Source organism: Pseudomonas sp. NFACC24-1 (genome assembly GCF_900115235.1).
Taxonomy (GTDB): Bacteria; Pseudomonadota; Gammaproteobacteria; order Pseudomonadales; family Pseudomonadaceae; genus Aquipseudomonas; species Aquipseudomonas fluorescens_AA.
Genome location: NZ_FOVS01000002.1, coordinates 363996 through 383593, shown reverse-complemented (window position 1 = coordinate 383593; position 19598 = coordinate 363996). Strand labels below are relative to the sequence as shown.

Genomic DNA, 19598 nt, shown 5'->3' with positions numbered 1-19598 from the left:
GATGAAAAAGTTTTTCAGCCTGCTGGCGACGCTGTTGGTACTGGCCCTGGCGTTGTGGATCGGCCGTACGCTGTGGGTCCATTACATGAACACGCCCTGGACCCGCGATGGCCGGGTGCGGGCCGACATCATCAATGTGGCCGCCGATGTCAGCGGCGAGGTGGTCGAGGTGTCGGTGCGCGACAACCAGTTGGTGAAAAAGGGCGACTTGTTGATGCGCATCGACCCCGAGCATTACCGCATCGCCGTGAAGCAGGCGCGTTCCCTGGTGGCGTCGCGCAAGGCCACCTGGGAGATGCGCAAGGTCAACGCCCATCGACGGGCCGACTTGGACAGCCTGGTGATCTCCCGGGAAAACCGCGATGACGCCAGCAACATCGCCGACTCGGCCCTGGCCGACTACCAGCAGGCCCAGGCCCAATTGGAAGCCGCGGAGCTGAACCTGTCGCGCACCGACGTTCGCGCGGCGGTGGATGGCTACGTCACCAACCTCAATGTGCACCGCGGCGACTATGCGCGCATCGGCGAGGCAAAAATGGCCGTGGTGGACATGCATTCGTTCTGGGTCTACGGCTTCTTCGAAGAGACCAAATTGCCCAAGGTGCGGGTCGGCGATTCGGCGCAGTTGCAGTTGATGAGCGGTGAGACGCTCAAGGGCCATGTGGAAAGTATTTCCCGAGGCATCTACGACCGCGACAACCCCGAAAGCCGCGAACTGATCGCCGATGTGAACCCCACGTTCAACTGGGTGCGCCTGGCCCAGCGAGTGCCGGTGCGCATCCATCTGGATGAAATGCCGGACGGCGTGCTGCTGGCGGCGGGGATGACCTGCACGGTGGTGGTCGAGCCTAACGACAAACGCTGAGATCACTGGCTACTTGTGGTCGAGAGTAAAATTTTTCGCACACCATAAATCCTCTGTGGGAGCGGGCTTGCTCGCGAAAGCGGCGGTTCAGCTTGCACTGATATCGACTGTGCCGGCGTCTTCGCGAGCAAGCCCGCTCCCACATTGGATCTTCGCTAAAGATGCGTTTTGTATTCGCCTCCGACTCCCTCGCCACAGAAGTAATGCCTGTTACTTCTCCGGTACTTACAGCGTTTTTCCCAACCCGAACCGCTTCATCAACCCCTTCTCCAGCAACCCTTTGGGCAACAAACCCGCCATCAACGGCAGCGCCCGGCTGCCGTTGCCCAGACGCAGCAAGCGGGGTGGCTTGGGTTGTTGAACCGCCTTGAGCAGCGCAGCGGCGAATTCGTGGGCGGGGGTCGGGTTGTCCTGGGAGGCCTTGGCCCGGGCGCGGATGCCATCGCGCAGGGGCCACCAGGGCGATTGTTCGCTGATCAACTGTTCGGCTTCATGGCCGGCATTCTTGGCGAAACTCGAAGCAATGGCGCCAGGCTGGACTTCCATCACGCGGATACCGAACGGCGCCAGTTCCATGCGCAAGGCATCGCTCAAGGCATGCACCGCCGCCTTCGAAGCGCAATAGGCGCCAGCGAACGGCGTGACCAGCACCCCGGACACGCTGCCGATGTTCACCACCAGCCCCCTGGCCCGACGCAGCACCGGGAACAGCGCCCGGGTGACCCCGACGATGGCGAACACGTTGGTTTCGAACTGACGCTGCATGGCCGGCACGCCGCCGTCCAGCAGCGGGCCCATGGCGCCGTAGCCGGCATTGTTGACCAGCACATCCAGGCCGCCACATTGCTGGTTGATCCGCTCACCCAGTTGTTCCAGGGCCTGGCCATCGTTGACGTCCAGTTGCACGGCGGTGAACCCGGCCGCGGCGAGTGTCGCCACGTCTTCAGCCTTGCGCGCCGTGGCCCAGACCTGATAACCCGCGGCCTTGAAGGCGTCGGCGAGGGCGCGGCCAATGCCGCTGGAACATCCGGTAATCAACGCAACAGGCATGGCGCGTTCCTTGTGCAAAAAGTTGGGGGAGGGCAATCAGTTGGAGAAGCTACCGTGCAATCGCTCGGCGCGAAACTCCAGGGTCTGCGGGCGATAACCCGGACGCAGGGGCGGCAGCGGCAGGCAGTCTTGCCAGTCGGAGCCGGCTTGCAATTCGCCGGGACCACGGTAGCGCGGTGCGTTGTAGGGGCTGTCGGCCAGGTTGATGGTGTCCCCGGGCGCATAGGCCGCGACCCGCCAGCGCAGCTCGATCAGCGGCACGTCGTTGTTGTTTTTCAGGGTCAGCGACAGCGGCCGGTCGGCGGGGCATTGTTCGGGGGCATAGCGGATGCGCAGTTCCAGGCGCTCCAGTTGCCGGGTCTCGCGGTTTTCCTGCCAGAGCACCCACGCGGCGACCAGTCCCAGCCCGATGAAGGCCGCCAGGGAGACCGGCAAGGCCTTGGCCGGATAGCGCAACAGCAGGATGAGCCAGGTGATGACCAGCAAGACGCCGATAAGCATGGTGGAAGCCTCCGTTACCGTAGGCACATCCTACCGAAGGGCGCGGGCAATGTTGAAGCAATGATGCCAGGCAATCACCCGACTCAAAAAAAGCCCCCACCCAACCCACTGCGGATAGGGGACGCAGTGGGCTGGACGGGGGCTTCTTGTAACGCTGATCTTTACTGATCGTTGTCGATCATTACTGGGCGATGGTTTTCACCGAGACGCCGCGTTCGATCGGGGTGGAGCGACCGTAGATGTCTTCGAAACGTTCGATGTCATCTTCGCCCAGGTAGCTGCCGGACTGCACTTCGATGATTTCCAGCGGGATCTTGCCCGGGTTGCGCAGACGGTGGACCGAGGCGATCGGGATGTAGGTCGACTGGTTTTCGCAGAGCAGGAACACGTTCTCGTCGCAGGTCACTTCGGCGGTGCCGCTGACCACGATCCAGTGTTCGGCGCGGTGGTGGTGCATCTGCAGCGACAGGCACGCGCCCGGCTTGACCGAGATGTGCTTGACCTGGAAACGACCGCCCATGTCCACCGAGTCATAGGAACCCCATGGACGATAGACCTCGCAGTGGTTCTGGGTCTCGGTGCGGCCCTGTGCGTTGAGGGTGTTGACCATCTGCTTGACGCCTTGGACCTTGTCCTTGTGGGCGATCATCATGGCGTCCTTGGTTTCGACCACCACGATGTTGTCCAGGCCGATCACCGACACCAGCTTGCCGTTGCCGTGGATCATGCAGTTGCGGCTGTCCTGGACGACCACGTCGCCCTTGGTGACGTTGCCGTTGGCGTCCTTGGCATTGACTTCCCACAGCGACGACCAGCAGCCGACATCGCTCCAACCGGCCGACAGTGGGACCACACAGGCGCGCTGGGTCTTTTCCATCACCGCGTAGTCGATGGAGTTGTCCGGGCAGCAGGCGAAGGTGGCTTCGTCGAAGGTAACGGTGTCGGCGGTCTGCTCACTGCGTTCCAGGGTCAGCAGGCAGGTGTCGTAGATGTCCGGATCGTGCTTTTTCAGCTCTTCGAGGAAGCGGCTGGCGCGGAACAGGAACATGCCGCTGTTCCAGAAGTAACCACCGGCCTCGACGAACTCGGTGGCACGCTTGACATCGGGTTTTTCAACGAAGTGCGAGACGCGGCTCACGCCCTCGGGCAGCAGCGCATCGTTGGTCGACTTGATGTAGCCATAGCCGGTTTCCGGTTTGGTGGCCGGTACGCCGAACAGCACCATCTCGCCACGCTCGGCAGCCACGGTGGCCAGGGCCAGGGCGCGTTGCAGGGCTTTCTGGTCTTCCACCACGTGGTCGGCCGGCAGCACCAGCATCAGCTCGTCGCGGCCTTCGTTGACCAGCATCATCGCTGTCAGCGCCACGGCCGGTGCGGTGTTGCGCCCGAACGGTTCCATCAGGATGCGCTGGGCTTCGAGCTTACGGTTGGTCAACTGTTCGTTGACGATGAACCGGTGGTCTTTGTTGCAGACCACGATCGGCGTGTCCATGCCTTCGAACACCAGGCGCTCGAGGGTCTGCTGGAACAGGGTGTGTTCACCGGTCAGGGCCAGGAACTGTTTAGGGAATTGCTTGCGCGAAAGCGGCCAAAGACGTGAGCCACTACCACCTGACAAGATCACCGGAATCATGTTGTTACTCCTTGAAGCGAAATGGTTGTTAGAGCTACTGCGTTCTGTCGTTTCACTCTCTTGTTTTTGTTCCTGCGGCAGTGGCGAGCCTCAAGCTTCAAGCTGCAAGTAAAAGCTTGCCGCTTGAAGCTAGAAGCTCGCCGCTGCTCTTATCGTGTCGACACGGGGCGTTTCACCCACACTGGCGACAGGCTGCTACCCGAACCGGTGACGTACAGCACGGCCGCTTCGCCGCGCTCCAGGGCCACAGGCTTGAGGTCGCCGACTTTCTTGTCGCCTTCGAACAGGGCCAGGGACACTTTGACCGGGTTGATCTCACGTTCGCCACGGCCCTTGGCGGCCACGTTCGGCACCACTTCGGTCTTGCCGTCGGCGGTCTTGAGGGTCAGTGCCTTGTCGCTGAGGTTCTGCACGCGGACCAGGGACTTCTGCTTGTTCTTGAACGGTGGTTCTTCGATCAACTGAGGCTGGCCGCTGGCGTTGTTGACCAGGGTGTAATAGTGGTCAGGGGCCAGTTTTACCGGGACGGTCTGGCTGCCGACCTTGGCGCTGTAGTCGCCACCGGGCATGAAGCTGAAATCGCTGCTGGCCAGGGGAGCCACGTCGTTGAGGTTGGTGCTGCCGACAGTGGCGCTGACTTCGGCGTTGCTGGCGTTGTAGATGCGTACGAAGCTCGAGCCTTTTGGCGCGACCGGGCCGTACAGGGCCGAGTCACCGGCAAAGGCGGATAGTGAGAGGGCGCTCATGCTGGCGACGAGGGCAACGGCCTTGAAGGAGCGAGCAGCGAGACGGCGAGGAGTAGTGTTGAAAGTCATGGTGGACCTCTCTTTCAGTTTTGCGCCCGGTCGGGCGTCTCGGATGGGGTGTTGGCGGCTACGTTCTGTTGGCGAGCGCCGGCTTGCTTGAGCTCTGCGACCCACTGTGGGTCGGCGTCGCCGATTTCGTTGTTCACGGGCAGATAACGTTCAGGGAACTCCCAGATCAGCACCTGTGGCGGGCTGTTCTTGAAGGCATCGCTCTTGAGATAACTGAGCATTGGCAGAATCGGGCCGTGGCCGTCTTCGGCGTAGTTCACGACATCGCTGTGCAGGGCTTGCTTGAGCGCACCGACGAAGTTCCAGTTAGGGTTGGCGCTGTAGCTGGTGCCGATCAGGGCCACGGGCACCTGGGCATCGGCGAACAGCGCGTCGTCGCCGGCCGGCTGGTCGTCGGCTTCGCGGGTGTTGCGCTTGACCAGCGGCTCCTGGGCTGGCATCAGGTTTTCGAACAGCGGGTCCAGCGGCAGGAACTGGCGCAGGTCGCCCTTGTGGGTGATTTTTTCTGCAGGCTCGGTGACGAAGCGCTGCGGCTCGCCGTTGAGTGGCGTGCGCTCGGCAATGGCCTTGGCCAGGTTCTCGGCAGCGACCTGGGCGCCTTCCGGGGTCCAGTGGGTGTCGGTGCGCAGGAACACTTGCTGGCCGCTTTGCTTGGCCTGTTGCAGCGGGCCGAGCAGGTCAGGCGCGAGGATATTGTCGGCCGCGACGCGAGCATGGAAATCCTGGTAGAGGTTGGTGTGAATGCTCGATGGCTTCACTTCGCCCAGGTGCTCGGGGTACAGCCGTGCCTTGGCCGGCACGATCGCCATGACCAGGGTGATGCCTTGCTCCTTGAGCTTCTGGCGCACGCCTTCGACCAGCGCGTAGTTGCCTTGCAGGTTCAGCTCTTCGTTGACGATCGGGTTGAACTCTTCGTCGCTGTACAGCCATTGGTCGCGGCCCAGGACCACGCCTTTGCGGCCTTCATTGAACAGCTTGTAGTCCAGTGCGGCCCAGATGTTGGTGCCCAGGCGCTTGATCGGGAACTCGTCGTCGTAGTGAGTTTCCACGGCCTTGGCCCAGCGCCCGTTGAGCACGGTCGCGTCGGGGTTGGTGCTGAAGCCGAAGAAGCTGCGCATCGACCAAATACCCAGGGCTGTCAGGATCAGCATGAACAGCACGACGTAGAAGATGCGTAATGAGCGGGTCATATTCAGATCCCTCAGAACTGGAAGTAAAGGAACGGCGAGAAGCTTTGCGCCGAAAGTTTGAGAATCGAGGCAATGAACAGCAGCAGCACCAAGGCACGCATCACGTAGCGTGACCAGTCCACGGTCCAATAGGCCGGTTGCACCTGGGCCTCGACGCCGACGGTGTAGCCCGGCTCATGGATCGCCGCTGGGTTGTCACCCGGCACGGCCTTGATCATCCCCGGCTGCGCGGTGGCAGGACCGTTGGCCTCGGTGTTGACCTCAGGCTTGGCCTTGACCGGCGGACGGTTGGTGTAGAAGTCCCGCAGGCCGAAGAAGGCGAGGGTCACGTAGGCCACCACCAGCGTGGCGATCTGCAGACCGGTGAGGTTGGCGCGGGTCAGTTCCGACAGCGACCAGTCGCCGAAGCTGAACATGGCGCCGTACATGCGACCGGCCACGTGCAGGTTCTCGGCCCGGAAGATCACCCAGCCCATCACCACCAGCAGGAAAGTCAGCGCCCAGCGGATCGGGTTGATGCTGCGTGGCGTGGTGTTGATGCCCACCGCTTTTTCGATGGCCAGCCACATGCCGTGCCAGGCACCCCAGATCACGTAGGTGATGTTCGCTCCGTGCCACAGACCACCGAGCAGCATGGTCAGGAACAGGTTGCGATAGGTCATCAGCGTGCCTTTGCGGTTACCGCCCAGGGTGATGTAGAGGTAGTCACGCAGCCAGGTCGACAGGCTGATGTGCCAGCGGCGCCAGAACTCGGTGATCGACTGGCTGATGTAGGGCTGCTTGAAGTTTTCCATGAAACGGAAACCCATCATCAGGCCCAGGCCGATGGCCATGTCGCTGTAGCCGGAGAAGTCGAAGTACAGCTGCGCGGTGTAGGCCAGGGCGCCGAGCCAGGCGTCGCCCGTGGTCGGGTTCTGCAAGGCGAAGCAATGGTCGGCCACCACCGCCAGGGTGTCGGCGATGAACACTTTCTTGATGAAGCCCTGCATGAAGCGCGTGCAGCCTTCGGAGAACTTGTCCAGCGTGTGGGTACGGTTATTGAACTGGTCGGCCAGGTCGCGGAAACGCAACACGGGGCCGGCGATCAGGTGCGGGAAAATCGCCACGAACGCTGCGAAGTCGATCAGGTTGCGGGTCGCCGGCGTGTCACCGCGATAGACGTCGATGATGTAGCTGATGGACTCGAAGATGTAGAACGAGATCCCGATCGGCAACAACACGTGGGTCAGGATGAACGGGTTGAGACCGAAGCCGGTGATGATGGCGTTGAGGCTGTCCACGCCAAAGTTGGCGTACTTGAAATAGCCCAGGATGGCCAAGTCCACGCCCACGCCGAGCAACAGCCAGCGCTGGGCCGGTTTGGTGCGCACACCGGCGGCGCCGACTTTCAGGCCGATCCAGTAGTTCCACAGGGTCACGCCGGCGAACAGGGCGAGGAAGTCCACCCGCCACCAGGCATAGAACACGTAGCTGGCGATCAGCAGCAGCAGGTTGCGATAGCGTTGCCCGCTCAAGTAGTACAAGCCGAGAAAGATCGGCAAGAACAGGAACAGGAACACGTTGGATGAAAATACCATCCCGATCTCTCCATGTTGAATCAACAGTCAAGGGCCAGAGCCCCCCCAAACCCCCCCATGAAAACCGGGGGGCTATTGCATGATCGTTCCCACGCTCTGCGTGGGAATGCCTCTACGGACGCTCCGCGTTCGGCTTTTTGGGACGCAGAGCGTCCCCGGCTGCATTCCCACGCAGAGCGTGGGAACGACCAGCGGTGAGTCAGCTTCCTTTCTCACCTTTTTCCCGCGAAGGGTCGTACACCTTGGTCAAGTCCCCGCCGAGGCGGAAGGTCTTGAACGGTTGCATTTCATGCTTGCGCTCCAACACATCCTCGGAGCAGGTGTAGAGGCTGCAGAACGGTTCGAGCCAGGCGAATTTCGAATCGACCTTCAGGTCTTTCATGTCCTGCTCGTCGCCGTTCTTCTCTTCGAAGATGTCCGGGTCTTTCACCCCGGCCAGCACCCGGTCACCCAGTCGCTTGAGGGCGCCGTTGTTTTCCTGGCGCAGGTCCACGCCGTTGACCTGGGCGAAGCTGGCGATCATCGCCAACGGCGGCAGGGCATAGTTGTGGTAGGACAGGGCCCGTTGCTTGCGCTTGAGTTCGTTGGGCAGGAAGCCGTCGGCATCGACCTGGTTGACGCCGACCTTGTATTCCTTGACAGCCCAGTCGAACAGGTCGCGACGGTTGGTTGCCACGGAGGTGGCCATCACCGACCAGGCGGCCCAGTAGGAATGGTTGTTGGTCTTGTCCAACGGCAGGTTGTCCCAGTCGCTGACCACCTGATCGGCCATCCGGCTGAACCAGCCTTCGATCAGTTGCGCCTGCTCCTGGTGGTTGGCCAATGGGCGCGACTCGGAGAACTTCAGGCGCACATAGGCCGAAGCCATGCTGCCCAGCGCCCATTTGCGCATGGATTTGCCGGTGTGGTTGAAGTCCTTGGACATCAGCGCATCGGCCTGGGCCCAGGCGGTCAGCCAGTTCAGCGTGCATTCCAACTGCTCGGGGCGGCCGTCACGCATGAACTGCATGACTTGCTTGCTGACGCCACGCTCGATCTTGGTGATGTCGGCGGTGCTGTCGCGGAAGGCTTTTTCCGATTGCACGTTCAACGTCGCGCGGGCCTTGTCGGAGCCCTCGTACTTGCTGCGAAATTGCAGGGAGCCGGTGTAGGGCGTCGGCGTGGCGTCGCAACCTTTGGCAGCGTCGCCGGCCTTGACCTTTTCGATCGGTGCGAAGTAACCCTGTGGCGGGCGCAGCGGGGCCGCGGCCTGCGTGGCCCCGGCGAACAGCGCCAGGGTCAGCAGGGAGGGCGCCAGCAGCGTTTTCAACGTTCGGGTGCGCGTGGTACTGGTCATGAGACGAGACCTCATTGTCCGATTTGAGCCGTTTGTTGCCCGGCTTGCGGAGATGCGTTGCGTTTGCAGATTTTCGCTTCGATTTGCAGTGGCTCTTTACCGGCTTCAGGGCCCTGGACTTCAACGGCTAGCAGGTTCTGCGAAGCCCAGTCCTCGTCGGTGCGCAATTGGAAGGCGAAACGTCCGTCGGTGTCGGAGGTATCCGGTTTTTCGATCTTGATATCCTCGTGGCGCCCATTCATGTACCAGAGGGTGGCTTGCAAGGTTTTCACCGAGGTATCGGCGAAGCGGATGTCGACCTGGTGGCTGCTGTTACGCAGATCCATGTTCTTGGTATTGACCATCAATTCGTTCTTGCCTGGCTTGAGCGCGGTCTTGCTGCTCATGAGTGCCGGCTTGCCTTCGCAACCGTTGTTGTCCAGCAGCGCCATCATCTGGCGGTAGATGGTTTCCTGGTCCAGGCGATACAGCGGCGAGAATTCCCAGATGAGGATTTTCGGCGGGCTCTTCTGGAACTCTTCGCTGCCCAGGTACTGGATCATCGCGCCTTCCAGACCGCCGCCAGGGAAGGCGACGTTGAGGATGTCGGCGCCGATGGCTTCTTCCAGGAAACCGGCAAAGTTGTAGTTCTTGCCGCTGTGACTGGTGCCCACGAGGGTGATCTGCGGGTTGCCGGAATCGCTGAACAGGTCGCCGTCGCCAGCCTCGCCCTTGGGCTCGGTGGTGAACTGGTCCATGTACTGGATCGCATAGCTGGTGCCGCACAGCTGCCCGGCCATGTTGTGCAGGGTGCCGGTCTTGCCCATGCGGCCGGACTTCTTGGTCTCGAACTCGCGCTTGGGAATGTCGGCGAAGGCCGGGATCTGCTTGACCTTCTCGGCGACGATCTTGGCGGTGCGCTGGGCGCCATACGGCGTCCAGTGCTGGTCGCCACGGAAATAGAAATCGTGGGCCGGCAGCGTCTCGGGCAGGTTTTCGTTGGTCAGCGGCGACAGGTCCGGCACCACATAACCCATCTGGGCGAAGCGGCCGAGCATGGATTTGTAGTTGGTCAGGGCTTTCTCGTAGTCGAAGGCGGCCTTTTCCTGTGGGTTGAGCTTGTTGCGGTTCACCAGGCCCCGGGTCGGCTGGTAGACGATCACCAGCTCGACGCCTTTTGCCTTGAACGCATCGTGCAACTGTTGCATGCGCTTGTAGCCGGCGGGGGTGGTGTTGAACTCGGTGCGCAGGTCTTCCTGGGTCCGGAACAGCCAGTCGCCCTGGGCCTGCACCAGCGTGGTGAAGTTCTGCTGGTAGCGCGTGGTGTAGTTCTTCGCATCATGGGCCGCCGGGCACAGGTTGCAGCACGGTTCGGCGGTGAAGCTCGGTGCCTTGATTTCATCGGCGCGCGCGCCGCTTGCAGCGGCGAGAATGCCGGCAGTCAGGGCCGACAGGCCCAAAAGTTTGATCATCTGTGGGTTCATAAAGGTCATCCTCAGTCCCGCAATTCGGTCTGGCGTTCGACAGGGTCGATCAGCACGGCTTTCTGCTGGCGCACCAGCAGGTCGAGAATTTCATCCTGGCGTTCGCCAAGGATCCCCGTGAAGCTGATGCCGCTGGATTTGGTCGGCGCGAGCATGGACACGCGGTACAGCTCGACGCTCAACGGCGAGTCGATGGACAGCGGGCCACTGCCGTTGGCAGCCAGTTCGCCGCCGACCACGATCAGCGAGACTTCGGCGTCGAACGGGTCGAGCTTGATGTCACGGTCGGTGTCGGACAGGTCCTTGATGTGACCGTAGATACCGGTCAGGCCGTTGGCCATGGACACGTTTTCGTAGAGGCGGATGTTCACGCTGTTACGAATCCGGATGCCGTGGCGGCGGTTGCTGATCACCTTGTTGCCCCACAACAGGTTGTCAGCACTCTCATAGAGCGTGATGCCGTCGGTGTGGTTCTTGTAGATCTCGTTGTAGGCGATCAGGTTGTTCACGCTGTTACGGTCGATCACCAGGCCCGAGAGTTTGTTGTCGTAGCTGCGGTTGTTGAAAATGAAGCTGTCGTTGACCTCACGGGAAATAATGATCCCGTGCTTCTTCTTGGTCCCGTAGACGGTGTTGTCGGCAATGATCAGCCGATGGGAACGGTCATGGGGGTCGATGCCGTAGACGACGTTGTCTTTGTAGGTGTTGCCCTTGACCACGAAGTCGCGGGTTTCGTAGCAGTAGAAGCCGTACCACATGTCCGAGAACTCGGAACCGATGATCCAGCCGGTCGGTTCCGGACGCTTGAGGACCTTGGCCATGTTCGGCGTGTACTGGGAAATACTCACCCCGTACGACTTACTGTTGGCGTAGCCGAAACTCGCCATCTTGGTGTTGACGATGTAGGTCTCGGTGCCACCCCAGGCCAGCAGGAACGGACGGAATTCCTTGGGCGAGCGGAACGTGGCGGGGCCGTTGTCCTTTTCACGCCAGCCGGTGACCTTGGTGTCGCGGATGAACATATGGCCATCGTTGACCAGGAACGAGCCGCCCTCTTGGGACAGGCGCAGTTCCTGGGTCTGTTTGTCGATTTCCAGGATGCCTTTCTGGCCGACCACGATCGGAATCTTCGCCAGGTAGATGCCTGGCGAAGTTTCGATGATGTACTTGGGCGCCTTCTTGGCCAGGTCCTTGAGGTTCATGTAGCCGTCGTCGAGGAAGATGGCCTGTGGGATACCGTGCTGACGCACGACCCACTCGGCCATCTTGTTGTCGCCGCCGATGAAGTCCTTCAAGGCGTTTTCCTGCATCATCCGACGCACGCTGACCTTGCCGGGCTTGGTGCGGACGATTTTTGCCGCGACCGCTTCGGCGGTGTAGCCGGAGAGGTCGGGCAGGGTTGGCTTGGCCAGTTCCAGTGGTGCGGTCGGTGCACTGTTGACGGTGTAGGTCTTGGCCCGTTGCAGTTCCTTGACCACGTTGCCCGGTTTGACCACCGGTTCAACGTTGGCGAACGCCGGCGAGCCGGCCAGCAGCATCGCTGCGACCAACAGGCTGATCGAACCTTTCATCGCCTGGCTGTTCCTGAGGTAGCGGTTCATATCGGGCACTCCCATGGCCATTCGCATCAGAAGCGCCAGATCACGTCGACAAAGGCGCGATGCATGTACGAATCGACCTCTTTGCCGTAGGCGTCGCCTGGCTTGAACACACCGCCACGAAAGCGCACCAGCGCCGACGGCTCATCAATGGACTGACTCAGCGCGGCCGGCAGCAGGCCTTGCTTGAAGTACTTGGTAACGACCAGATCGACTTCCTGGCCCAGGTCCTTGTCGCCATCACGCAGCGGCAGGGTCGAGGTGGACAGGATCGCGCCGGTCACGTCATCGGTGTTGTTTTCCACGGCGTTGATGCCGTTGCTGCCCACCGGCTTGTTACCGTCCACGCGCCAGAACTTGTGGTACACCAGGCTGGCGTCGTATTCGTCACGCAACTGCCAGGAACCGAACAGGCTGGCGCTCTGGGTGTTGGCCATTTCGCCTCGGAAGGCTTCGCCGAAACGGTGGACCCGCGAGCGGGTGCCGGTGAAGTTCGAGCGGTTGCTTTGCAGGCCGTTCTGTTCGTAGTCCTCGCTGGCGCGGGCATAGGCCGCACCGACCTGCCATTGCGGGTCAAGGCGCAGGCGGATACCCAGGTCAGTGGCCCAGCCGTCCACATCATCGCTGTGCTTGGCTTCTGTCGGGCGCGTGCCGTCGGCATTGAGCGGGTTGACGGTGTCGCGGTCGCCGGTCATGCCGGTGATGCTGGCCCAGTAGTTGACGGTGTTGGTGTTGCGCCAGTTGTAGGCGTCGCTGTTGGCTTCCAGGCCGAGCCAGGTCAAGTCGCCGTTCTGGGTCTTGTCCAGGGTGTCGGTGGCTTCGCCCGGGGTCGGGTAGTCGAGGCTGCCATTGTCATGGGAGTGGTGGGCGCGGATACCGGCCCACTGGCCTGGCATCCACTGGTAACCCACGTCGCCGTAGACGTGCATACGATCCTTGTCCTTGGGGGACAATTCCTTGAGGTCGGTGCGGTATTCGCTGAAACGCTCGGCAATGCCGAGGTTGGCCCGCAGCAAGGTGGTGTCGAAGGTCCAGTTCAGGGCTTCGATGTTGGTGTCACGCCATTGGCCGTCGTCATTGCGCAGGCGTTGGCGACCGAACTTCAACTGCTCGCCCGGGTAGGGGGTCAGGCCGCGGTAGCCGATCCAGAACTCGCGCATGGCCAGGTAGCTTTTCTTGGCTTCGCGATCGCCGCTGTCGGTTTGCTGGGTGCTGCCATCGGACTGTTGCAGGGTGTCGGTCTCGATGATGTCGGAGGACGTCACGGCCTGGGCCATGGCGTAGGCGCTCCAGGCACCGCTTTCGCTTTCACCGTAGACCCAGGGACGCAGGTCCAGGCCGACACCATTGACGTCGCCACCGCTCTGGGTGCCGAGGTCACGGTCGTCTTCGGACTGGCCGGTGATCTTCACTTCCAGGCCGAAATTCTTGCTCTCGGTCAGTGCCGCCAGGGTCGGGCAGGACCACAGCAGCGCAAACGACAGGCCAATACCAGCCTGCACAAAAGGATTGAGCTTCAAAAGCTTCATAGAGGTTCCTCGCCGTCATCTTCTTTTAGGGCTTGCAGTTCCAGCGTATCGGGGCTCATTGCGCCGCGAATGGCCTGCTCTTGTTGTAGCAGGCGTTGCGCTTGTGCAAGTTGTTCCGGCGGTAATTGTGCTTCGAGGGTTTGGGCAAGCTCGATGGCTTGCGGGGTGTTCTGCGCCTTGGCCAACTGGCTGAACACATAAGCGTTGACCGGGTTGGGCTTGGTGCCCTTGCCCTGGGAGAACAGCTGGGCAATGGCGAAGTCGGCGCTGTTCTGGCCGTTGCGGGCGGCCTTGAGCAGGTGGTCCAGGGCTTTTTGCGAGTACACCTGGCCCAGGTAACCGCGGCGATAGATCTGGCCGAGGTAGTAATCGGCGGCCACTTCGCGGCCAACGGCTTTCTGGAAATGCGCCTCGGCGGCCTTGGCATCGGCCGGGACCCACTTGCCTTCGTAGTACAGCTTGCCCAGCAGCAGCTCGGCGCGAGGCTGGTCGGCGGCGCGGCCGTTTTCCAGGTATTGCATCATCTTGTCGACGTCACCCAGTTCCGGGAAGTCGTAGAGCAGTTGCGCCAGGCTGACCCAGGCTGCGGGGTAGCCAGGGGCGATGCCTTCGAGCAACGACTGGGCGGTCTTTTCGTCGGTCTTGCCCAGGTTTGCATCGGCCAGGACACGGGCGACGCTGTCCACGCGTTGGGCGGAGACGACGCCACGGGCGTGAGCGTCCTGCATCTGCTTGAGCAATGCGGCCTGCTGTTCCGGCTGGCCGCGTTTCTGATAGACCGTGGCCAGTTCGACGTAGCAGATGTCCGTGGTCGCCAGCGCAGCCTTGCAGACCTTCTCGACTTCATCCAGGTGCTGGTCGTAGGTGCCCTGGGTGCGGTAGAGCAGAATCTGCGCCAGGCCCGCTTCCGGGTAGCCGGCGCTGCGCCATTGGCTGATCTGCTGCTGGGCGTTGACGTTCGGGAAGCTGTGGGGATATTGCAGGTACAGCATCGCCAGCGGGATCAGGGTGTTACCTTCTCCGTTGGCGAAGGCTTTCTTCAGCAGGCCTTCGGCTTCGTGTTTTTCCGCTTCGGTGGAACCGGGCTTGGCCACCAGCAGGCGACCCAGGCGAGCCTGGGCCCGTGGCGAGATATCGGCCGCGGCGCGGTAAGTCGCCTCGGCTTTTTTCATCTGCTCGGGGTCGCGGCTGTCCACCTGAATATCGGCCAGGCCCACCTGGGCCTCGCTATAGCCCAGGTCGGCCAGTTGCTGGTAGTTCTGCTGTGCCAGCGCCGTGTCGCCGCGCTTGAGCGCTTCGTTGGCCAGGCGCTGGTCGGGCAGGCCGGCGCAGCCGCTAAGACTGACTGCCAGCGCCAGAGCACACAACGCATATCCTGTGTGGGAGCGAGCCTGCTCGCGATGCAGGCCGCTCGGTGTACCAGACAGACCGCGTCGATCCCATCGCGAGCAAGCTCGCTCCCACAGGGAATGCGGTGCATTGTTGTTTTGTGGAGTGGTCACGGGCATATCCTCGACTTAAATACCGACGGCCATGGCTTTGTCGATCAGCCAGTTCAGGTTCGGGCCACGGTCGCTGGTGACTTCTACCGGACGGCCGGCCAGCGCGCTGTCCAGGGGTTCGTCAGGTTGGATCAGCACACGGATATCGGAGGACAGGTCGGCGCTTTTCAGGCTGGTGCTGCTGACGATCTTGCCGGTACGGGGGGTGTCTTCGCCGGCGACCTGGAAGCTGACCGGGGTGCCTGGGCGCACGTCGCTGAACTGGCGATAGGAGAAGCGCGCTTCGACGTTGGCTTCGGTGCCCCGTGGGACCAGTTGGAAGATCACGTCGCCCTTGCTGGCGTACTGACCGTTGGCGACCAGTTGCTGGGCCACGATGCAGTCGCACGGGGAGGTCAGGGTGCCGGTCATTTGCTTGCCAAACAGCTCCTCGACCTTGGCCGGCTGCAATTGGTTGTCGTCCAGGTGACCCTTGAGCACGTCGAGCATGCTGGTGCTGAAGGTCGCCAGCGGCGCGCCTTTGGCGGCCACACCGTCGGCCTTGACCAGGCTCTGCACGGTGCCGTCGCGCGGCATGGTGATGGCCATGCCCGGTACGTTCACCAGGCCTGCCTGGGCGTGGCTGACGAAGTACATGCCGTACACCGACTTGAAGATGAAACCGAACGCCGCCAGGCCAACGACGAAGACCCCCAGGCTGAAGGTCACGGCGCGCAGGCGACCCATGGCACTCATGCCACCGTTTTCGTCTTTCTGCTTGCGGGCCTTGGTGAAGTTGTCGCGCTGCAGGGTCGCCAGCACGTCACCGACACCGACGATGTCGCCGGCCAGGTGCGAGGTGATGATGTGACGCAGTGTCGAGATGTCCCGCGGCTCCAGGTTCTGGAACTGGCAACCGGTGCGGCCGGTCTGGCGGTCATAGGAGCGGATCTGCAACTCCACATCCATGGCCAGGCCAAGGTTGTCGATCACGAACTGCAGGCGAGCCTTGTAGGTCTCGCCAACCTTGAGCGGCAGTTGGCCGGCGTTGAAGCACAGGCCACCGGCGGACAGGTCCAGGACCTTGACTTCCATGGGCGTACGGTCGGGGCCGAAGAAGCGCAGCTTGGCTGGGATTTTGACCCGGGCATGTTGGCGCTGGGCTTCGGATTCATGCACTACGTTGACATTCACGGCGGTGTTCATAGGGGCGATTTCCTAGTTAATTCATTCAAGTCCGGTCAGACCATCGTCAGCAGCACGGCGACAAAAATGCTGCCGGCGGAGAAGGTCATGGTCCGAGACGACCAAGTGTTGAACCAACGTTGAAAGCTGGCGAGATCACGGGTCAGTGAGGTGGGCTGGCGGGTCCAGGACTGCTGGTCAAGGCGGAAGAACACGTAGATCTTCACCAGGGCACCGACGATCTGGTTGTAATAGAGAATCGCCGGGTAGGCAGGGCCGATCTTGTGTCCGGAGCACGACAGCAACAGGGTCAGCAGCAACCGGGTGATGCCGATCCACAGCAGGTACACCAGGATGAACGCGGTGCCGTACTTGAAGCTGGCGATCAGTGCCACGGTCAGGCCCAGCAGCGAGGTCCACATCGACACGCGCTGGTCGAACAGCACCACCGAGGTGAACAGGCCCAGACGGCGCATGCCCAGGCCCAGTGCCCGGGAGTTCTGCCGCAGGTTGTTGCCGTACCAGCGGAACATCAGCTTGCGGCTGGCCTTGATGAAGCTCTTCTCCGGCGGATGCTCGACGGTGTTGATCGCCGCATCGGGCACGTAGAATGTGTCGTAGCCCAGGCGCATCAGGCTGAACCAGCTCGACTTGTCGTCACCGGTCAGGAACTTGAAGCGGCCCAGGCGCCAGTGTTGCAGCGAGTCGCTTTCCACGTCGGCGATGAAGTCCGGGTTGGTGACCACGGTGGCGCGGAACACCGACATGCGCCCGGTCATGGTCAGCACTCGCTTGGACAAGGCCATGGAGCACATGTTGATGTGGCGTTGGGCGAAGCGCAGTTTGTGCCACTCGCTCATGATGTAGCCGCCGCGCACTTCGCAGAACTCGTTGGTGGTCAGGCCGCCGACGTTGCCGAACAGCTGGAACCACGGCACGGTCTTGCGCACGACGCCTTCGGCGAGCACGGTGTCGCCATCGATCACGGCGACCACGGCGCGGTCGTCCGGCAGGTGACGGGAGATGGCGCGGAAGCCGTAGGCCAGGCCGTCACGCTTGCCGGTGCCAGGGATGCGCACGAAGTCCAGCTTGACCCGCTCAGGCGGGTTCATGCGGGCCCAGAGGCTCTTGACCAGCAATTCGTCGGACATTTCCACGATGGAGCAGACCACGGTGGTGGGCAGCCCGCAGTCGATGGCCTCGCGGATCACCGAGCCATACACCTGGGCAGTGGTCAGCGCGTCGATCCGGAAGCTGGTGACCATCAGGTACACGTGGGACGGATCCGCCGCCTTGCCCAGCTTGCGGACCTTGCGGCGCAGGTGGGGGTAGACGATGTACAGGAAGATCATGCCGCGCACGAAATGCGTTGCTCCCATGGAGTAACGCCAGATGCCCACGGCGCCGATCAGGAAGATGAAGTCCTTGGATTCGGAGTCGAACGTGGACGTGGGCAGCGCCATGGCGATGCCCATCAATAAACTCAAGTAAAACAGCCAACCGGCGGCCTGAAGCAGGCCGTGCTTTAGCCTGTGCATAATCTGCATCCGTCTCTATCTCGGGCGGGCCTTGTGGGCGGCCCGATGGGTTAAGGCAGGCGAAAGGCCGGCCGAGGCATGCCCCGGCCGGCAAACAGACTTACCAGCAGATGCCTTCGGTCCGGCCACTCGGGTTGGTGGCCTTGGACATGAAACCGACCAGGTCGATGACCTGCTTGCCTTCCGGTACGTTTTCGGTCAGCGCGCGGAACTTCTCGTCGCGGTTACCCAGGATGATGATGTCGGAGCTGTCGATCACCGAGTCGAAGTCGGCGTTGAGCAAGGACGAGACGTGAGGAATCTTCGACTCGATGTAATCCTTGTTCGCACCGTGGACGCGGGCGTATTCGACGTTGCTGTCGTAGATCTTCAGGTCGAAACCCTTGCCGATCAGCATTTCCGCCAATTCCACCAGCGGGCTTTCACGCAGGTCGTCGGTGCCGGCCTTGAAGCTCAGGCCCAACAGGGCGACTTTGCGCTTGTCGTGGCTGGAAACGATGTCGAAGGCGTTCTGCACCTGGGACTCGTTGCTGCGCATCAGCGAGTTGAGCAGTGGCGCTTCCACGTCCAGGGCGCCGGCGCGGTAGGTCAGGGCGCGAACGTCCTTGGGCAGGCAGGAGCCGCCGAAAGCGAAGCCCGGGCGCATGTAGTACTGGGACAGGTTCAGGGTCTTGTCCTGGCAGACCACGTCCATCACTTCACGACCATCGACGCCGACGGCCTTGGCGATGTTGCCGATCTCGTTGGCGAAGGTCACCTTGGTGGCGTGCCACACGTTGCAGGTGTACTTGATCATCTCGGCGACGGCGATGTCCTTGCGGATGATAGGCGCATCGAGTTCTTCGTACAGCGACTGCAGGACGTCGCCGGAGGCGGTGTCGAACTCACCGATAACGGTCATCGGCGGCTGGTCGTAGTCTTTGATCGCGGTGCTTTCACGCAGGAACTCAGGGTTGACCGCGACACCGAAATCGACGCCGGCTTTCTTGCCGGAGCAGTCTTCCAGGATCGGAATGACAACGTTTGCCACAGTGCCTGGCAATACGGTGCTGCGAACTACGATAGTGTGGCGGGTGGTCTTGTCACGCAGGACAAAACCGATCTCGCGGCACACCGCTTCGATGTAGTTCAGTTCCAGGTCGCCGTTCTTTTTGCTCGGTGTACCGACGCAGATCATCGACAGGTCAGTATCGCGAATCGCTTCGGCGAAGTTGGTCGTGCCGCGCAGTCGGCCAGTTTGAATGCCTTGCGCCAATAGCTCGCCAAGACCAGGTTCAACGATCGGCGATTTACCGGCGTTGATCATGTCGATTTTGTCTTTGGCGACATCCACGCCAACTACATCATGGCCCCGTGCAGACAGGCAACCGGCACATACTGCACCGACGTAACCCAAACCAAATATGCTAATGCGCATCGCATTTACCTCTGTTTTCACGCCATTAAATGGCCGGAGTTAATAGTGTTCAGCGGTCATCGAGCACTCGGAAGTGTGGAATGCAGGCGCCACAGTGCCGTGTGCAGGCATACAAAGTTCCGAGTGTCTAAATAAGTGCACTCAAGTTGTGCGCAAAGCGGCCTAGTTGTTATGACCTGCCCTGTTATGCAGCCAGTCCCTGTAAATCAAGAACGCTCGTGCAAAAAGTCTCTCACCTCTGATCCCTGGCAAAAGCCCACAAAATCAGAAGCTTGTGTGCTCGGGTGAGCACGTTATAGGGGCGCAGCCTTGGCCTTGTAGGGGATAGTAATGGTGCGTTATCTCCTGTCCTTTATAAGATGGATCCAAATAGGCGACCGTTTCGCTAAATTGCCATGACAACTTGGTTACTTGGATCGA

At 61.5% G+C, this 19598-nt stretch carries 15 protein-coding genes; 1 reads left to right on the top strand and 14 read right to left on the bottom strand.

Features of this window, described 5'->3' with window-relative positions:
- Position 1 precedes the first annotated feature (1 nt).
- Positions 2–865, top strand: a complete 864-nt coding sequence (locus BM317_RS03915; protein ID WP_092473144.1) for an efflux RND transporter periplasmic adaptor subunit — start codon at positions 2–4, stop codon at positions 863–865.
- A 225-nt stretch (positions 866–1090) separates the two neighbouring features.
- Here the strand turns inward: BM317_RS03915 and BM317_RS03910 are convergent, their stop codons facing one another.
- The 14 genes from BM317_RS03910 to BM317_RS03840 all read right to left on the bottom strand — a co-directional run bounded on the left by BM317_RS03910 (position 1091) and on the right by BM317_RS03840 (position 19178).
- Positions 1091–1915: an SDR family oxidoreductase gene (locus BM317_RS03910; protein WP_092166217.1), complete on the bottom strand. Its 825-nt coding sequence runs from the start codon at positions 1913–1915 to the stop codon at positions 1091–1093.
- Positions 1916–1951: 36 nt separating this feature from the next.
- On the bottom strand, positions 1952–2416 hold the full coding sequence (locus BM317_RS03905; RefSeq protein WP_092473142.1) for a multidrug transporter: 465 nt from the start codon (positions 2414–2416) through the stop codon (positions 1952–1954).
- Between the two features lie 181 nt (positions 2417–2597).
- Positions 2598–4049, bottom strand: a complete 1452-nt coding sequence (locus tag BM317_RS03900) for a mannose-1-phosphate guanylyltransferase/mannose-6-phosphate isomerase (RefSeq protein WP_092473140.1) — start codon at positions 4047–4049, stop codon at positions 2598–2600.
- A 149-nt stretch (positions 4050–4198) separates the two neighbouring features.
- Entirely contained in the window at positions 4199–4864 is a 666-nt protein-coding gene (locus BM317_RS03895) for an alginate O-acetyltransferase AlgF (RefSeq protein WP_042729903.1), read from the bottom strand.
- Between the two features lie 14 nt (positions 4865–4878).
- The gene (locus BM317_RS03890) at positions 4879–6054 is read right to left on the bottom strand and encodes an alginate O-acetyltransferase (RefSeq protein WP_092166220.1); all 1176 of its coding nucleotides are present in this window, start codon (positions 6052–6054) and stop codon (positions 4879–4881) included.
- A gap of 11 nt (positions 6055–6065) precedes the next feature.
- Positions 6066–7631, bottom strand: coding sequence for an MBOAT family O-acyltransferase (locus BM317_RS03885; RefSeq protein ID WP_092166221.1), 1566 nt, complete (start codon positions 7629–7631; stop codon positions 6066–6068).
- Positions 7632–7830: 199 nt separating this feature from the next.
- The gene (locus BM317_RS03880; protein ID WP_092166223.1) at positions 7831–8967 is read right to left on the bottom strand and encodes a mannuronate-specific alginate lyase; all 1137 of its coding nucleotides are present in this window, start codon (positions 8965–8967) and stop codon (positions 7831–7833) included.
- An 11-nt stretch (positions 8968–8978) separates the two neighbouring features.
- Positions 8979–10430: an alginate O-acetyltransferase gene (locus BM317_RS03875; protein WP_092166225.1), complete on the bottom strand. Its 1452-nt coding sequence runs from the start codon at positions 10428–10430 to the stop codon at positions 8979–8981.
- Between the two features lie 11 nt (positions 10431–10441).
- Entirely contained in the window at positions 10442–12031 is a 1590-nt protein-coding gene (gene algG / locus BM317_RS03870; protein WP_092166226.1) for a mannuronan 5-epimerase AlgG, read from the bottom strand.
- 26 nt (positions 12032–12057) lie between these two features.
- A complete protein-coding gene (locus BM317_RS03865; protein WP_092166464.1) occupies positions 12058–13548 on the bottom strand; it encodes an alginate export family protein in 1491 nt (496 codons plus the stop codon).
- A 5-nt stretch (positions 13549–13553) separates the two neighbouring features.
- Positions 13554–15065 (bottom strand): alginate biosynthesis TPR repeat lipoprotein AlgK, encoded by a 1512-nt coding sequence (algK, locus tag BM317_RS03860; RefSeq protein WP_092473138.1) that lies wholly within the window; start codon positions 15063–15065, stop codon positions 13554–13556.
- Positions 15066–15074: 9 nt separating this feature from the next.
- Complete coding sequence (locus BM317_RS03855; RefSeq protein ID WP_092166230.1) at positions 15075–16244, bottom strand: alginate biosynthesis protein Alg44; 1170 nt, start codon at positions 16242–16244, stop codon at positions 15075–15077.
- A 35-nt stretch (positions 16245–16279) separates the two neighbouring features.
- On the bottom strand, positions 16280–17764 hold the full coding sequence (gene alg8, locus BM317_RS03845) for a mannuronan synthase (RefSeq protein WP_170842282.1): 1485 nt from the start codon (positions 17762–17764) through the stop codon (positions 16280–16282).
- 97 nt (positions 17765–17861) lie between these two features.
- Positions 17862–19178, bottom strand: a complete 1317-nt coding sequence (locus tag BM317_RS03840; RefSeq protein ID WP_053124910.1) for a nucleotide sugar dehydrogenase — start codon at positions 19176–19178, stop codon at positions 17862–17864.
- Between the last annotated feature and the right edge of the window lie 420 nt (positions 19179–19598).

What these genes read in the sequence shown, in the direction of transcription:
- BM317_RS03915 (WP_092473144.1), top strand. Translation starts at nt 2, where the DNA reads ATGAAAAAGTTTTTCAGCCTGCTGGCGACGCTGTTGGTACTGGCCCTG.
- BM317_RS03910 (WP_092166217.1), bottom strand. Translation starts at nt 1,915, where the DNA reads ATGCCTGTTGCGTTGATTACCGGATGTTCCAGCGGCATTGGCCGCGCC.
- BM317_RS03905 (WP_092473142.1), bottom strand. Translation starts at nt 2,416, where the DNA reads ATGCTTATCGGCGTCTTGCTGGTCATCACCTGGCTCATCCTGCTGTTG.
- BM317_RS03900 (WP_092473140.1), bottom strand. Translation starts at nt 4,049, where the DNA reads ATGATTCCGGTGATCTTGTCAGGTGGTAGTGGCTCACGTCTTTGGCCG.
- BM317_RS03895 (WP_042729903.1), bottom strand. Translation starts at nt 4,864, where the DNA reads ATGACTTTCAACACTACTCCTCGCCGTCTCGCTGCTCGCTCCTTCAAG.
- BM317_RS03890 (WP_092166220.1), bottom strand. Translation starts at nt 6,054, where the DNA reads ATGACCCGCTCATTACGCATCTTCTACGTCGTGCTGTTCATGCTGATC.
- BM317_RS03885 (WP_092166221.1), bottom strand. Translation starts at nt 7,631, where the DNA reads ATGGTATTTTCATCCAACGTGTTCCTGTTCCTGTTCTTGCCGATCTTT.
- BM317_RS03880 (WP_092166223.1), bottom strand. Translation starts at nt 8,967, where the DNA reads ATGACCAGTACCACGCGCACCCGAACGTTGAAAACGCTGCTGGCGCCC.
- BM317_RS03875 (WP_092166225.1), bottom strand. Translation starts at nt 10,430, where the DNA reads ATGAACCCACAGATGATCAAACTTTTGGGCCTGTCGGCCCTGACTGCC.
- algG (WP_092166226.1), bottom strand. Translation starts at nt 12,031, where the DNA reads ATGAACCGCTACCTCAGGAACAGCCAGGCGATGAAAGGTTCGATCAGC.
- algK (WP_092473138.1), bottom strand. Translation starts at nt 15,065, where the DNA reads ATGCCCGTGACCACTCCACAAAACAACAATGCACCGCATTCCCTGTGG.
- BM317_RS03855 (WP_092166230.1), bottom strand. Translation starts at nt 16,244, where the DNA reads ATGAACACCGCCGTGAATGTCAACGTAGTGCATGAATCCGAAGCCCAG.
- BM317_RS03840 (WP_053124910.1), bottom strand. Translation starts at nt 19,178, where the DNA reads ATGCGCATTAGCATATTTGGTTTGGGTTACGTCGGTGCAGTATGTGCC.